Origin of the sequence: Bradyrhizobium sp. WBOS08 (assembly GCF_024585125.1) — a bacterium.
In the GTDB taxonomy this organism is placed as follows: domain Bacteria; phylum Pseudomonadota; class Alphaproteobacteria; order Rhizobiales; family Xanthobacteraceae; genus Bradyrhizobium; species Bradyrhizobium japonicum_B.
On record NZ_CP028988.1, the window covers coordinates 5,231,888 to 5,246,224 of the forward strand.

Here is a 14,337-nt window from a genome sequence, read left to right on the forward strand (position 1 = left end):
CTTACGCGGGTATCGTCCCCGGATGTTGCACCAAGCCGTCATCGAGCTTCAGCCAGGCGGGCTTTTCCGCCACCCAGATGTGCTCGGTCGGTGCGAAGGCGTTGCGATCGTCGAAAACGGAGAGGGACACGCCGGCGAGCGTGCCATTGCGCCGCCAGGCGAATAGGCGCGTGCCGCAGCGCTTGCAGAACACCCGGTCGATGTTCTCCGAGGAGGCGTAGCGCTCCGTGTCGCCGTCGACGGTCAGCGCGCGCTGGTCGAACTGGGCTCTGGCGAAGAAGGGCGAGCCCATCGCCTTCTGGCAGATGCGGCAATGGCAGATGCGCACGTTGAGCGGCTCGCCTTCTGCCTTGAACCGCACCGCGCCGCACAGGCATCCACCTTCCCGGATCATGATATCCTCAATAGGTTGCGCGCCCGCCCGAAATGTCGAACACCGCGCCGGTCGAGAACGCGCAGTCCTCCGAGGCCAGCCAGCTCACCATCGCGGCGAGCTCTTCCACCAGCACGAAGCGCGCCTTCGGGATCTTCGACAGCATGAAGTCGATATGCTGCTGCGTCATCTGGTCGAAGATCGCGGTTTTCGCGGCGGCCGGCGTCACCGCGTTGACGAGGATGTCGTGGGCGGCGAGCTCCTTGCCGAGCGACTTCGTCAGCGCGATCAGGCCGGCCTTGGACGCCGAATAATGCGAGGCGTTCGGATTGCCTTCCTTGCCGGCGATCGAGGCGATGTTGACGATGCGCCCGTATTTCTGCTTGAGCATCGCAGGCACGATAGCCTTGCAGACGATGAAGGGGCCGTCGAGGTTGATGCGCAGCACCTTGCGCCATTCCTCCAGATCCGTCTCCCAGACCGGCTTGTTGACACCGGCGATGCCGGCATTGTTGACGAGGATGTCGATCTTGCCGAAGGCGGCCAGCGTCGCATCGCGCGCCTGCTCGACGCCTGCGGTGTCGGTGACGTCGACCTTGAACACCCGGACGCTGTCGCCGATCTCCTTCGCGGTCTTCTCGGCCAGGGCGGCATCGAAATCCCAAATCGCGACCTTGGCGCCGGAGGCAACGAAGCGCTCGGTGATGGCGCGGCCAAAGCCCTGCGCGCCGCCGGTGACTACGGCGACGCGGCCGTTGAGATCGATCTTGTTCATGCCGGGTGCCTCAGCTGTCAGAGCATGTAGCCGCCGTCGACGACGAGATCGACGCCGGTGGTGAAGGCGCTTTCGTCGCTGCCGAGATAGACCGCCATCGACGCGATCTCCTCGGCGGTGCCGAGCCGGCCCATCTTCTGGCGGGAGATGAACATCTCCTTGCCCTGCGGTCCCTGCGCGGCGGCGCGGTCGAGCATCGAGGGCGTCTCGACGGTGCCGGGGCAGATCGAGTTGCAGCGGATGCCCTTGGTGATGAAGTCGAGCGCCACCGCGCGCGACAGCAGCGACACTGCCGCCTTCGACGAGCTGTAGACGTAGCGGTTCGCCGGCGGCCTCAAGGCCGCGCAGGACGAGATGTTGACGATGCTGCCGCCGCCGGCGGCGATCATATCGGGCAGGAACGCCTTGATGGTCCGGTGCATCGACTTGACGTTGAGGTCGAACGAGAAATCGAAATCCTCCTCCGAGCAATCCAGGATGGTGCCGTGATGCACGAAGCCCGCTGCATTGAGCAGGATGTCGATCTTGCCGACACGCTTGGCAAAAGCGTTGACGTCGGCGGTGTTGCGGACGTCGAGCTTGGCGACTTCAGTGATGCCTTCCTTGGTCAGGCTCGCGATGCCGGCCTCGTTGATGTCGGTGGCGATGACGGTTGCGCCTTCACGCGCGAATGCGATGGCGCAGGCGCGTCCGATGCCGGCGGCTGCAGCCGTGACGACGGCGCGTTTGCCCTTGAGGCGGTCTACCATTTTTCTTCTCCTTTAAATGAGTGCCGTCATTCCGGGGCGCGACGCAGTCGCGAGCCCGGAATCCATAACCACGATCGGAAGTATGGATTCCGGGCCTGCGCCTAACGGCGCATCCCGGAATGACGGTCTTTCCTAGTGATTATCCCGCGCCACACCGAACGTGCCGGCGACGTTCTGGTAGCGCGTGGCGAGCTCCATGCAGGCGCCGGTCGATTGCTGGCCGACGGTGTTGCGATAGATCTCCTGCCACGGCGTCTGGTTCGGCGGATGCTTGAAGCCGCCGCTGGCCTTCAGCTCGGCGTGGCGCTTCTTCAGCTCCTCGTCCGAGATCAGGATGTTGGCGCTGCCCTTGTTGAGGTCGATGCGCACCTTGTCGCCGGTCTTGAGGATCGCAAGGCCGCCGTTGGCCGCCGCTTCCGGCGAAGCGTTCAGGATCGAGGGCGAGCCCGAGGTGCCGGACTGGCGGCCGTCGCCGATGCAGGGCAGGGACAGGATGCCGCGTTTGATCAGCGCCGCCGGCGGCTGCATGTTCACGACCTCGGCGCCGCCGGGATAGCCGATCGGGCCGGTGCCGCGGATGAACAGCACGCAGCGCTCGTCGATGTCGAGCGAGGGATCGTCGATCCGCTCGTGATAATCCTCCGGGCCCTCGAACACGATGGCGCGGCCCTCGAAGGCGTTGAGGTCCTTCGGGTTGCTGAGATAGCGGTCGCGGAATTCCTTGGAGATCACCGAGGTCTTCATGATCGCGGAATCGAACAGATTGCCCTTTAGCACCAGGAAACCGGCGTCCTTCACCAGCGGCTTGTCGTAGGCCCAGATCACGTCGTTGTCGGGCTTTGGCGCATTGGCGCAGTTCTCGCCGATGCCGCGGCCGTTGACCGTGACGGCGTCCTCGTGGATGCGCTTGTGCTTCATCAGTTCGCGCACCACGGCCGGCACGCCGCCGGCGCGGTGGAATTCCTCGCCGAGATAGAAGCCGGCCGGCTGCATGTTGACCAAGAGCGGCACGTCGTGGCCGACCTTCTGCCAGTCCTCGATCGTGAGCTCGACGCCGATGTGACGGGCCAGCGCATTGATGTGGATCGGCGCGTTGGTCGAGCCGCCGATCGCCGAATTGATCACGATGCAGTTCTCGAACGCCTTGCGGGTCAGGATGTCCGAAGGCTTGAGGTCTGCCCAGACCATCTCGACGATGCGTTTTCCGGTCTCGTAGGCGATCTGGCCGCGCTCGCGATAGGGGGCGGGGATCGCCGCGCAGCCCGGCAACGAGAAGCCGAGCGCTTCGGCAAGCCCGTTCATGGTCGAGGCGGTGCCCATGGTGTTGCAATGGCCGACCGAGGGCGCGGATGAGGCCACGATCTCCATGAACTCTTCATAGTCGATCTCGCCCGCGGCGAGCCGCTCGCGCGACTTCCAGACGATGGTGCCGGAGCCGGTGCGCTCGCCGGCATGCCAGCCGTTCAGCATCGGGCCGCCCGACAGCACGATCGCGGGCAAGTTCACCGTCGCAGCCGCCATCATGCAGGCCGGCGTGGTCTTGTCGCAGCCGGTGGTGAGCACGACGCCGTCGAGCGGATAGCCGTAGAGAATCTCGACCAGGCCGAGATAGGCGAGGTTGCGGTCGAGCGCCGCGGTCGGGCGCTTGCCGGTCTCCTGAATCGGATGGGTCGGGAATTCCATCGCAATGCCGCCGGCCTCGCGGATGCCCTCGCGGACGCGGTGGGCCAGCTCGATATGGTGGCGATTGCAGGGAGAGAGGTCGTTGCCGGTCTGGGCGATGCCGATAATCGGCTTGCCGGACTGCAGCTCGGCGCGGGTGAGGCCGTAATTGAGATAGCGCTCCATGTAGAGCGCGGTCATGCCCGGATTATGCGGGTTGTTGAACCATTCCTGCGAGCGAAGATGGCGTCGCGCGCCGTTGCCGGCGGGCGCATGCCCATTGGTTGGTTTCTTTGTCATTGGTTTCTCCTGCAATGCAAACGCACCGGCGTCCGTCCCTGGGTCTCGGCTTGTGCGATGCCCAGCGGCGCGAATGATGGATCGCGGGCCCGCTGGCGGGTCGTTTCCTCACAGACCCGATACTAGTCATGACCGCTTGGTAACGCTACCATTTTGTTCGCCGGACCCGCGCCTGATACGGCCGGCCTGCTGTCCGAATGACGCGACGACGAGCTTTGCCGCTCGATCACCTTGAAGCCGAGATCGAGCACCGGCTGCTCGGGACGCCGTCCGTCGATCGCCTCGATCAGCATGGTGGCGGCCGTGTTGCCCATCTCGTAGCGGTTGGTGCGCACGCTGGTGAGGGTGGGGACGGCGGACGCCATGAATTCGAGGTCGTTGAAGCCGACGATCGCGAGCTGGTCGGGGACCGCGATCTCGCGGCGCCGGCATTCGAACAGCACGCCGAGCGCGAGGTCGTCATTGGCGCAGAACACAGCGTCGAGATCGGGCTCGCGCGCCAGCAGATCGGCGAACAGGGCGCAGCCGAGCGTCACCGAGGTCGGCGTCGCCGTGGTGACGACGAGGCGCTGCTCGAACAATGCGGCGTCCTTCATGGCCGAGACATATCCGTCCAGCCGCCGCTGCACCCTGGGATCCATCCGGGCACCGATGAAGCCGATCTTGCGGCGGGCCTGGTCGAACAGGTGCGCAACCGCCGCGCGGGCCGCATCATAGTGCGAAAAGCCGATCATCATGTCGACAGGGTCGGGGCCGATCTCCATGATCTGCACGATCGGACAGTCGGCGGCCTCGAGCATCGCGCGCGATTCGGCGGTCTGGTCGATCCCGGTGACGATCAGACCGGCCGGCTTTTGCGCGAGGAACAGCCGCAGCAGCTTTTCCTCCTGGAGAATGCTGTAGCGCGTGTTGGACAGCTGGATCGAGTAGCGGCTGCCTTCGGACGCATCGTAGATGCCACGCAGCACGTCCGAGAACACGTTGTTGGTGAGAGAGGGAATCAAGACACCGATGACCTCGGTGCGTTGCGAGGCCAGCGCGCGTGCCGCAAGGTTCGGGACGTAGCCGAGCTCCTTGGCCGCGCTCTCCACCCGCGTCCGCTTGGCGACCGACAGGGCTTCCGGATTACGAAAGAAGCGGGACGCCGTAATCGGGCTGACGCCGGCAAGCTCGGCGACTTCCGCCAGCCGGATTTTGCCTGACTTGGTGCGTTTTCGACCCATTTGCTGCTCTTAACACAGTCAGTCCCCCAAACAAAGGAACGTTGACAGCGCTACCAGCAGCGACTAACCAAAGAGAAATTGCCAAAACCGCACAAACTGCCGACAATGTTGCCCGCTACGGTCGGGCTTCGTTCGGCGAAGTCTGAAAAAACAAGACGGTCGCGGCGCCAAGGGCCGTCGTGGACTATCGAGGAGGGAGCTAGATGTCGTCTGTGCAAATCCGCGACGTGCGGAAATCGTTCGGCAATTTTGAAGTCCTGCACGGCGTGACCGTACCGATCGAGGATGGGCAGTTCGTCGTCCTGGTCGGCCCCTCCGGCTGCGGCAAGTCGACGCTTCTGCGCATGCTCGCCGGTCTCGAGAACATCACCTCCGGCACGATCTCGATCGGCGACCGCGTCGTCAACAATGTCCAGCCCAAGGAGCGGGACATTGCGATGGTGTTCCAGAACTACGCGCTCTATCCGCACATGACCGTCGCCGACAATATGGGCTTCTCGCTCAAGCTGCGGAACGCGAGTGCCGACGAGATCAACAAGCGCGTCAAGCGCGCCGCCGAGATCCTCGCGCTGGCGCCGCTGCTCGATCGCTATCCGCGCCAGCTCTCCGGCGGCCAGCGCCAGCGTGTCGCGATGGGCCGTGCCATCGTGCGCGACCCGCAGGTCTTCCTGTTCGACGAGCCCTTGTCGAACCTCGACGCCAAGCTGCGCGTCGCCATGCGCACGGAGATCAAGGAGTTGCACCAGCGGCTGAAGACGACGACCGTCTACGTCACCCACGACCAGATCGAGGCCATGACCATGGCCGACAAGATCGTCGTCATGCATGACGGTATCGTCGAGCAGATGGGTACGCCGCTCGAGCTCTACGACAAGCCCGACAACCAGTTCGTCGCCGGCTTCATCGGCTCGCCCGCGATGAACTTCCTGAAGGGGCATGTGCGCGTCAACGGTGTCGCCAGCTTCGAGGGGCCGAACGGCGTCAAGTTGCCGCTCAAGACCGCGCCCGCGGCGTCCGACGGCCGCCCTGCGGTCTACGGCGTGCGGCCCGAGCATTTCACCATCGCCGACGACGGCGCCGAAGCGGAAATCATCGTGGTCGAGCCGACCGGCTCGGAGACGCAGGTCTTCGCCAAGATCGGCGGCGAGCAGGTCGTCGCGGTCTTCCGCGAGCGGCACCAGTTCAATCCGGGCGACAAGATCCGGCTGAAGCCCGATCCGTCGCTGGTGCACTTGTTCGACGAGGCGACGGGAAAACGCCTGAACGCGTAGTGTGAGTTTTACTTAAGATAATAAAAGCATCACAGGGAGGACGACATGCAAGACTTTACCCGCCGGACGCTGCTTCAAGGCGGAACGGCACTGGCTGCGACCGGCATGCTCACCGGGCCGGCGCTGTTCGACTTCGCCAAGGCCTGGGCGCAGAGCGCGCCCTGGAAGCCGGAGGCGGGCGCCAAGCTGACCGTGATGCGCTGGAAGCGCTTCGTGCCGGCGGAGGACGATGCGTTCAACCAGATGGTGGCGGCGTTCAAGGCCGCGACTGGCACCGAGATGAACGTGTTCAGCGAGTCCTTCGAGGACGTGCAGCCGAAGGCCTCGGTTGCCGCCAATACCGGCTCGGGGCTCGATCTCGCCTGGGGCCTGCACACGCTGCCGCAGCTGTTCCCCACCAAAGTGCTGAAGATGAACGACGTCGCCGATTATCTCGGCAAGAAGTATGGCGGCTGGACCGATGCGGCCGCCAAGACCTGCAAGCAGGGCAATGACTGGCTCGGCATTCCCGTCGCGACTAACGGCGGCTACATGACCTACCGCAAGTCGGCGCTCGACAAGGCCGGCTTCAAGGAATTCCCGAAGGACTTCCCGGGCTTCCTCGAGATGTGCAAGGCCTTGAAGAAGAACAATACGCCGGCCGGCTTCGCGCTCGGTCATGCCTCGGGCGACGGCAATTCGTGGCTGCACTGGGTGCTGTGGGGTCACGGCGCCTACACGGTCGACCAGAACGACAAGATCATCATCAACTCGCCGGAGACGGCGAAGGCGCTGGAATATTGCAAGGCGCTGTACGACGCGTTCATCCCGGGCACCGCGTCCTGGAACGATTCCTCCAACAACAAGGCGTTCCTCGCCGGCGAGCTCTATTGCACGGCGAACGGCATCTCGATCTACGTCGCTGCCAAGACCGATGCCAGCAAGAAGGAACTCGCCGAGGACACCTATCACGCGCTCTGGCCGGTCGGGCCGGTCGGCAAGCCGACCGAGCTGCAGCTGGCTCTGCCGATCCTCGCTTTCAACTTCACCAAATATCCGAACGCGGCGAAGGCCTTCGTCGCCTTCATGCTGGAGAAGGAGAACTACGAGAAGTGGCTGGACGGCGCGCAGGGCTATCTGACCCAGACCCTGAACGCCTACGAATCGGCGCCGATCTGGAAGGCCGATCCCAAGAACGAGGTGTTCTCGCAGGCCTCCAAGCGTACGCTGCCGGCCTCCGGCATCGGCACGGTCGGCGAAAAGGCGGCAACGGCCATTGCCGACTTCATCGTCGTCGACATGTTCGCCAATTACTGCACCGGCACCAAGGATGTGAAGGGCGCGATGGCGGAAGCCGAGCGCCAGCTGAAGCGCATCTATCGCTAGGCATCACGGAGCGGGCGGCAGTCGCGCCGCCCGCTCGTCAACATTTCGATCAGGGATATCGGGCATGGCTGATGTCGCAATTTCCCGGGCCAAGCCTCAGATGAGCGAGGACAGCGCCTGGATCCAGCTCAAGCACAACCGCAACTGGCTCGGCTTCTGGTTCATGGTGCCGGCCATGGCCTTCCTGATCTTCTTCCTGGCCTATCCGCTGGGGCTTGGCATCTGGCTGTCCTTCACCGACACCCGCATCGGCAGGGTCGGGCAATTCGTCGCCACCGAGAATTATGAGTGGCTGTGGGACGATTCCATCTTCTGGTTGTCGGTGTTCAACACGCTGCTCTACACCTTCATCGCCAGTGCCCTCAAGTTCGCGATCGGGCTCTATCTCGCGCTGCTGCTGAACGAGAACATGCCGTTCAAGGCGATGCTGCGCGCGATGGTCCTGATCCCCTTCATCGTGCCGACGGTGCTATCGGCATTGGCGTTCTGGTGGATCTTCGATTCGCAATTCTCCATCATCTCCTGGTCGCTGCGGCATCTCGGCCTGATCGATCAGAACATCAACTTCCTCGGCGACACGACCTGGGCACGCATCTGCGTGATCTTCGCCAACATCTGGCGCGGCGTGCCGTTCGTGGCGATCACCCTGCTCGCCGGCCTGCAGACGGTGTCGCCGTCGCTCTATGAAGCCGCGACGCTCGACGGCGCCACGCGCTGGCAGAATTTCCGCTACATCACCTATCCGCTGCTGACCCCGATCATCGCCGTCGTCATGACCTTCTCGGTGCTGTTCACCTTCACCGACTTCCAGCTGATCTGGGCGATGACGCGCGGCGGCCCGGTCAATGCCACCCATCTGATGGCGACGCTGTCCTATCAGCGCGCGATCATCGCCGGGCAGCTCGGCGAGGGCGCGGCGATCTCCAGTGCCATGATTCCGTTCCTGCTCGCTGCGATCATGGTGTCCTGGTTCGGCCTGCAGCGCCGCAAGTGGCAACAGGGGGAGAACAATGACTGATCCCCGCACTGTTTCCGTCTTTTCTGCGCGAACGGGGCAAGCCCCGCGCGCGCTGCCGCAAGTGGTAACAGGGAGAGAACAATGACTGATCTTCCTGCCTCCAAGGTCGATCTCAAGGGCGTCCTGTCGGCGTCCGCGCGCGTCGATAACAGCGAAGGCATGAGCTATCTGCAGTCGGTGCCGCGCCGGCTGGTGACGCTGTATCTGCCGCTCGCGATCATCGTCGTGGTCCTCCTGTTTCCGTTCTACTGGATGGCGCTGACCTCGGTGAAGCCGGACGAGCAGTTGCTCGACCTCGACAAATACAACCCGTTCTGGACCTGGAACCCGACCTTCAAGCACTTCCACAAGCTGCTGTTCGAGAGCTACTATCCTTACTGGCTCTGGAACACGATGTACGTGGCGATCTGCGCCACCATTCTCTCGATCATCGCCTCGGTGCTGGCTGCCTACGCCATCGTGCGCCTGCGCTACAAGGGTGCCAATCTGGTCGGCGGGCTGATCTTCCTCGCTTACCTGGTGCCCCCGTCGATCCTGTTCATCCCGCTCGCCACCGTCGTGTTTCAGTACGGCCTGTTCGACTCGCCGCTGGCGCTGATCCTGACCTATCCGACCATCCTGATCCCGTTCTCGACCTGGCTCTTGATGGGCTATTTCAAGACCATTCCGTTCGAGCTCGAGGAATGCGCCCTGATCGACGGGGCGAGCCGCTGGCAGATCCTGATCAAGATCGTGCTGCCGCTCGCCATCCCCGGCCTGATCTCGGCCTTCATCTTCTGCTTCACGCTGTGCTGGAACGAGTTCATCTACGCGTTGACGTTCCTGCAGTCGACCAGCAACAAGACGGTGCCGGTCGCGATCGTCAACGAGTTCGTGGACGGCGACATCTACCGCTGGGGCTCGCTGATGGCGGGGGCCCTGGCCGGCTCGCTGCCGCTCGTCATCCTTTACGCCTTCTTCGTGGAGCATTATGTGTCCGCGATGACCGGCGCCGTGAAGGAATGATCGCGGGCCTTGCCGGGGAGTGCGCCGGGAGCGGCGCGTTCCGGCCAATGACAAGGAGTTGAGCTCTTGCACATTCTGGTTCTGGGCGCCGCCGGCATGGTCGGCCGCAAACTCTGTGAACGGCTGTTGCGCGACGGTCGGCTCGGCAACAGCGACATCACGAAACTGACCATGCATGACGTGGTCGAGCCGAAGCAGCCGGAGAAGGCCGGTTTCCCCGTCCAGACGATGTCGGGCGACTTCGCCGTGCCGGACGCCGCCGAGAAACTGATCGCCGGCCGTCCGGACGTGATCTTCCACCTGGCTGCGATCGTCTCCGGCGAAGCCGAGCTCGATTTCGACAAGGGCTACCGCATCAATCTCGACGGCACGCGGATGCTGCTCGATGCGATCAGGCTCGTTGGCGGCGGCTACAAGCCGCGCGTGGTGTTCACGTCCTCGATCGCGGTGTTCGGCGCGCCGTTCCCGGATGCGATCGGCGACGAGTTCTTCCACACCCCGCTGCTCAGCTACGGCACGCAGAAGGCGATAGGCGAATTGCTGCTGGCCGACTATTCCCGCCGCGGCTTCCTCGACGGCATCGGCATCCGCCTGCCGACCATCTGCATCCGGCCCGGCCTGCCCAACAAGGCGGCCTCCGGCTTCTTCTCCAACATCCTGCGCGAGCCGCTGGCTGGCAAGGAAGCGGTGCTCCCGGTGTCCGAGGATGTCCGCCACTGGCACGCCACGCCGCGCTCGGCCGTGGGCTTCCTGCTCCATGCCGGCACCATGGATCTCGCCGCCGTCGGCCCGCGCCGCAACCTGACCATGCCGGGCCTGTCGGCCACGGTCGGCGAGCAGATCGCGGCCCTGAAGCGCGTTGCCGGCGAGAAGGTCGCCGCCCGCATCAAGCGCGAGCCCGATCCCTTCATCGTCGGCATCGTCGGCGGCTGGCCGCGCAATTTCAGCCCGAAGCGGGCGCTCGAGCTCGGCTTCACCACCGCCGAGAAGACCTTCGACGATATCATCCGTATTCACATCGAAGACGAGCTCGGCGGCAACTTCGTCGCCTGATCTCCGACTGAGCGGGCCTGATGATGGCGAGCGTTGCTTGCATCGGCGAATGCATGGTCGAGCTCCGGCAGGCGCAGGGCGGCGCGTCCGCCGGGCAGGGGGGCGGGCTTTATTCACGCGGCTTCGGCGGCGATACCCTCAACACTGCCGTCTATCTGGCGCGGCTCGAGGTCAAGGTCGACTATCTCACCGCGCTCGGCGACGATGCCCTGAGCGACGAGATGATCGCGGCCTGGACGAGCGAAGGCGTCGGCACGAGGCGCGTCGTGCGGCTGGCGGGCAAGCTGCCCGGCCTCTACATGATCCAGCTCGATGCCAAGGGCGAGCGCCAGTTCTTTCACTGGCGCGACAGCGCGGCGGCGCGCCAGCTGATGAAGCTGCCGGAGACCGACGAGCTGCTCAACTCGCTGATGAGCTACGACATCGTCTATCTCTCCGCGATCACGCTCTCGATCTACGATGCGCCGGGGCGCGAGCGCCTGTTCGCGGCGATCAGGCGCGCGCGCCTGCTCGGCACCCGCTTCGTGTTCGACACCAATTTCCGTGCGCGGGGATGGCCGGACCGCGACATCGCGCGGGAGGTGTTCGCGTCGGCGTTTGCGGTCGCCGACATCGTGCTGACCTCGACCGAGGATCTGCTCGCGCTCTATCCCGGCGAGAGCAACGACCAGCTGATGGCGCGCATCCCGGCACCCGAGCTGGTGTTCCGCCTCGCCGAGCCGGTCAGCCTGCTGCGCTTCCCCGGCGGTACGAGCGAGGTCTCCGCCGAACCGATGTCCAAGCCGGTCGTCGACACCACCGCGGCCGGCGACAGCTTTGCCGCCGCCTACATTGCCGCCCGTCTCGCCGGTTCCGATCCGGTCGAGGCCGCTCAGGCCGGGCATCGCCTCGCCAGCGTCGTGATCTGCTATCCCGGCGCCATCATTCCGGGCTATGCCATGCCGCCGAAGAAGCGGCACCGGCCGCCGGTCTCGCGCCAAGCGACCAAGTGAATCGAGATCCCATGCCCACGACTGCCCAACAGAACCACCTCGTCGCGCTTTTCAGGGACGCGACCGTCATTCCCGTGCTCACCATCGAGCGCATCCAGGACGCCGTGCCGCTGGCGCGCGCGCTGGTCGCCGGCGGAATCCGCACGCTGGAGGTGACACTGCGCACATCAGTTGCGATCGAGGCAGCGCGGGCGATGATGGCCGAAGTGCCCGAGGCCGTCGTCGGCATCGGCACGATCCTCAATCCGGCCGACTTTAGCCGTGTCGAGAAGCTCGGCGTCGCGTTCGGCATCAGCCCGGGCCTGACCCCCGATCTCCTCGAGGCCGCGACCCACAGCTCCCTGCCGTTCGCGCCGGGCATTGCCACGGCGTCCGAGCTGATGATGGCGTTGGCACACGGCTTCGACGTCGCAAAATTCTTCCCGGCCGAGCAGGCCGGCGGCATCAAGGGACTGCGCGCGCTCGGCGGTCCGTTCCCGAACGTGCGGTTCTGCCCGACCGGCGGCATCGGCGAGGCCAATGCGGCGAGCTGGCTCGCCGAGCCCAACGTGGTCGCGGTCGGCGGCTCCTGGCTCTGCCCGACGGCGGAGATCCGGGCCGGGAACTGGGCCGGCATAACAGCCATCTGCCAGCGTACCCTGAAAGCCCTGAAAGCTGGGTGAAGTCTTGCCATCCCTGGGCTAAGACTTAGGTCAGGTGAAGACCCCCAGGGAGAGATGACCATGACCGCCAGCATCGTCGGATGGGCGCATACGCCGTTCGGCAAGTTCGACACCGAGACCGTCGAAAGCCTCATCACCCGTGTTGCCAATGAGGCGCTGGCAGATGCCGGCATTTCGGCCGGCGATGTCGATGAGATCGTGCTCGGCCATTTCAACGCCGGCTTCTCGCCGCAGGATTTTACCGCCTCGTTGGTGCTCCAGGCTGATCCGAAGCTGCGCTTCAAGCCGGCGACCCGGGTCGAGAATGCCTGTGCCACGGGATCTGCCGCCGTGCATCAGGGCCTGCGCGCGATTGCCGCAGGCGCTGCCAAGGTCGTGCTGGTCGTCGGCGTCGAGCAGATGACCCGCACCCCCAGCGCGGAGATCGGCAAGAACCTGCTCAAGGCCTCCTATCTGCCCGAAGACGGTGACACCGTCGGCGGCTTCGCCGGCGTGTTCGGAAAGATCGCCAGCTCCTACTTCCAGAAATATGGCGACCAGTCCGATGCCCTGGCCCTGATCGCGGCCAAGAACCACAAGAACGGCGTCGCCAATCCCTTCGCCCAGATGCGCAAGGATTTCGGCTTCGACTTCTGCCGCGCCGAGAGCGAGAAGAACCCCTATGTCGCCGGCCCCCTGAAGCGCACCGACTGCTCGCTGGTGTCCGACGGCGCCGCGGCGCTGGTCCTGGCCGACGCCGAGACCGCCAAGGGCATGGCCAAGTCGATCGGCTTCCGCGCCACCGCGCATGCCCAGGACTTCCTGCCGATGAGCAAGCGCGACATCCTCCAGTTCGAGGGCTGCACCGTCGCCTGGCAGCGCGCGCTGGAGAAGGCGGGCGTGACGCTGTCCGATCTCTCCTTCGTCGAGACCCATGATTGCTTCACGGTCGCCGAGCTGATCGAGTACGAAGCGATGGGCCTGACGCCGAAGGGGCAGGGCGCCCGCGCCATCAAGGAAGGCTGGACGCTCAAGGACGGCAAGCTGCCGGTCAACCCGTCCGGCGGTCTCAAGGCCAAAGGCCATCCGATCGGTGCCACCGGCGTCTCCATGCACGTGATGACCGCGATGCAGCTCGCCGGTCAGGCCCCCGAGGGCATGCAGCTCAAGAACGCCAAGCTCGGCGGCATTTTCAACATGGGCGGGGCCGCGGTCGCCAACTACGTCTCCATCCTGGAGCCGCTGAAGTAGGTCCCTCGTAGATTCCATGGGCGGTGAGCGTGGCCTTTCCGGTAGGTTTGGGTTTCCACACTCGAACCCACGGAGAGTCAGATGCAAGCATCGACAGCCACGCTCACCACCGACCATAATGGCACAATTTTCCGGATCACGGTCGTCGCGCTGCGCTACGCATGGCTCCGCGCGCCGCCCTCGCACCGTGCCAAACTCACTCAAGCCAATCGACAGGCCTTGACTCACAAACCCCCATATGAGGGTGGGCAAAGGCGCGTATGCGCCGTGTCCACCTTTTCCTTGCGTTAGATCATGGTGGGCCCGCTTCGCTTGGCCCACCCTACGGCTCCTAGCAGGGAACGCATCATGAGCACTGACTACGAAGACTCGCTGTCGATGGACGCACTCAACGATCGCATCGCGATCCTCGAGGACAATATCCGCCAGCTCATCGAGCAGGCCGCGGCCGCCTCGGGCGAGCAGAGCGAGTCGCGCATCGCCGACCGGATCAGCCAGCAGAACGACGAGCTCGACCGGCTGCTCAGGATCCGCGAATCCCGCCAGAAGAAATAGCGGCCGGTATCGCCGCGCGGCGCATGCGGCCATACGCCGGCCGCCCTTGCGCGCACGGCCTCGCTGTCTTTAGCTGGACCGAATTCGCGGGGCCGCGCCTTGAG

General features: G+C 64.7%; 14 protein-coding genes. 9 read left to right on the forward strand and 5 right to left on the reverse strand.

The genetic code is table 11. The features are described from left to right. Nucleotide 1: 1 nt before the first annotated feature. The 5 genes from DCM80_RS24450 to DCM80_RS24470 form a co-directional block, all read right to left on the reverse strand. Nucleotides 2-394 carry a GFA family protein gene (locus DCM80_RS24450; RefSeq protein ID WP_257194085.1) on the reverse strand — a complete coding sequence of 131 codons (393 nt, stop codon included), beginning with the start codon at nt 392-394 and terminating at the stop codon, nt 2-4. Nucleotides 395-401: 7 nt separating this feature from the next. Then, nucleotides 402-1,148, reverse strand: coding sequence for an SDR family NAD(P)-dependent oxidoreductase (locus DCM80_RS24455; protein WP_257194086.1), 747 nt, complete (start codon nt 1,146-1,148; stop codon nt 402-404). Between the two features lie 17 nt (nt 1,149-1,165). Then, nucleotides 1,166-1,897 (reverse strand): SDR family oxidoreductase, encoded by a 732-nt coding sequence (locus tag DCM80_RS24460; protein ID WP_257194087.1) that lies wholly within the window; start codon nt 1,895-1,897, stop codon nt 1,166-1,168. Between the two features lie 132 nt (nt 1,898-2,029). After that, a complete protein-coding gene (locus DCM80_RS24465) occupies nt 2,030-3,859 on the reverse strand; it encodes an IlvD/Edd family dehydratase (protein WP_257194088.1) in 1,830 nt (609 codons plus the stop codon). A gap of 122 nt (nt 3,860-3,981) precedes the next feature. Next, complete coding sequence (locus tag DCM80_RS24470; RefSeq protein ID WP_257194089.1) at nt 3,982-5,082, reverse strand: LacI family DNA-binding transcriptional regulator; 1,101 nt, start codon at nt 5,080-5,082, stop codon at nt 3,982-3,984. A gap of 203 nt (nt 5,083-5,285) precedes the next feature. On the opposite strand from DCM80_RS24470, the gene DCM80_RS24475 reads away from it, so the two are divergent. The 9 genes from DCM80_RS24475 to DCM80_RS24515 all read left to right on the forward strand — a co-directional run bounded on the left by DCM80_RS24475 (nt 5,286) and on the right by DCM80_RS24515 (nt 14,233). Continuing rightward, on the forward strand, nt 5,286-6,353 hold the full coding sequence (locus DCM80_RS24475; RefSeq protein WP_028135762.1) for an ABC transporter ATP-binding protein: 1,068 nt from the start codon (nt 5,286-5,288) through the stop codon (nt 6,351-6,353). 45 nt (nt 6,354-6,398) lie between these two features. Beyond that, complete coding sequence (locus DCM80_RS24480) at nt 6,399-7,718, forward strand: ABC transporter substrate-binding protein (protein WP_028135763.1); 1,320 nt, start codon at nt 6,399-6,401, stop codon at nt 7,716-7,718. Between the two features lie 100 nt (nt 7,719-7,818). After that, complete coding sequence (locus DCM80_RS24485) at nt 7,819-8,736, forward strand: carbohydrate ABC transporter permease (protein WP_373568131.1); 918 nt, start codon at nt 7,819-7,821, stop codon at nt 8,734-8,736. Nucleotides 8,737-8,817: 81 nt separating this feature from the next. Beyond that, nucleotides 8,818-9,741 carry a carbohydrate ABC transporter permease gene (locus DCM80_RS24490; RefSeq protein WP_028135765.1) on the forward strand — a complete coding sequence of 308 codons (924 nt, stop codon included), beginning with the start codon at nt 8,818-8,820 and terminating at the stop codon, nt 9,739-9,741. Nucleotides 9,742-9,807: 66 nt separating this feature from the next. Then, a complete protein-coding gene (denD, locus tag DCM80_RS24495) occupies nt 9,808-10,794 on the forward strand; it encodes a D-erythronate dehydrogenase (protein WP_257194091.1) in 987 nt (328 codons plus the stop codon). Between the two features lie 23 nt (nt 10,795-10,817). Continuing rightward, nucleotides 10,818-11,786, forward strand: coding sequence for a sugar kinase (locus tag DCM80_RS24500; protein ID WP_257198036.1), 969 nt, complete (start codon nt 10,818-10,820; stop codon nt 11,784-11,786). Nucleotides 11,787-11,797: 11 nt separating this feature from the next. Beyond that, entirely contained in the window at nt 11,798-12,448 is a 651-nt protein-coding gene (eda, locus tag DCM80_RS24505) for a bifunctional 4-hydroxy-2-oxoglutarate aldolase/2-dehydro-3-deoxy-phosphogluconate aldolase (protein ID WP_257194092.1), read from the forward strand. 60 nt (nt 12,449-12,508) lie between these two features. After that, nucleotides 12,509-13,678, forward strand: a complete 1,170-nt coding sequence (locus tag DCM80_RS24510; protein WP_257177838.1) for an acetyl-CoA acetyltransferase — start codon at nt 12,509-12,511, stop codon at nt 13,676-13,678. Nucleotides 13,679-14,026: 348 nt separating this feature from the next. Next, nucleotides 14,027-14,233 (forward strand): hypothetical protein, encoded by a 207-nt coding sequence (locus DCM80_RS24515; RefSeq protein WP_028135770.1) that lies wholly within the window; start codon nt 14,027-14,029, stop codon nt 14,231-14,233. Nucleotides 14,234-14,337: the final 104 nt, after the last annotated feature.

What these genes read in the sequence shown, in the direction of transcription:
- DCM80_RS24470 (WP_257194089.1), bottom strand. Translation starts at nt 5,082, where the DNA reads ATGGGTCGAAAACGCACCAAGTCAGGCAAAATCCGGCTGGCGGAAGTC.
- DCM80_RS24515 (WP_028135770.1), top strand. Translation starts at nt 14,027, where the DNA reads ATGAGCACTGACTACGAAGACTCGCTGTCGATGGACGCACTCAACGAT.
- DCM80_RS24485 (WP_373568131.1), top strand. Translation starts at nt 7,819, where the DNA reads ATGAGCGAGGACAGCGCCTGGATCCAGCTCAAGCACAACCGCAACTGG.
- DCM80_RS24490 (WP_028135765.1), top strand. Translation starts at nt 8,818, where the DNA reads ATGACTGATCTTCCTGCCTCCAAGGTCGATCTCAAGGGCGTCCTGTCG.
- DCM80_RS24500 (WP_257198036.1), top strand. Translation starts at nt 10,818, where the DNA reads ATGGCGAGCGTTGCTTGCATCGGCGAATGCATGGTCGAGCTCCGGCAG.
- DCM80_RS24455 (WP_257194086.1), bottom strand. Translation starts at nt 1,148, where the DNA reads ATGAACAAGATCGATCTCAACGGCCGCGTCGCCGTAGTCACCGGCGGC.
- DCM80_RS24460 (WP_257194087.1), bottom strand. Translation starts at nt 1,897, where the DNA reads ATGGTAGACCGCCTCAAGGGCAAACGCGCCGTCGTCACGGCTGCAGCC.
- DCM80_RS24480 (WP_028135763.1), top strand. Translation starts at nt 6,399, where the DNA reads ATGCAAGACTTTACCCGCCGGACGCTGCTTCAAGGCGGAACGGCACTG.
- DCM80_RS24510 (WP_257177838.1), top strand. Translation starts at nt 12,509, where the DNA reads ATGACCGCCAGCATCGTCGGATGGGCGCATACGCCGTTCGGCAAGTTC.
- DCM80_RS24450 (WP_257194085.1), bottom strand. Translation starts at nt 394, where the DNA reads ATGATCCGGGAAGGTGGATGCCTGTGCGGCGCGGTGCGGTTCAAGGCA.
- eda (WP_257194092.1), top strand. Translation starts at nt 11,798, where the DNA reads ATGCCCACGACTGCCCAACAGAACCACCTCGTCGCGCTTTTCAGGGAC.
- DCM80_RS24465 (WP_257194088.1), bottom strand. Translation starts at nt 3,859, where the DNA reads ATGACAAAGAAACCAACCAATGGGCATGCGCCCGCCGGCAACGGCGCG.
- DCM80_RS24475 (WP_028135762.1), top strand. Translation starts at nt 5,286, where the DNA reads ATGTCGTCTGTGCAAATCCGCGACGTGCGGAAATCGTTCGGCAATTTT.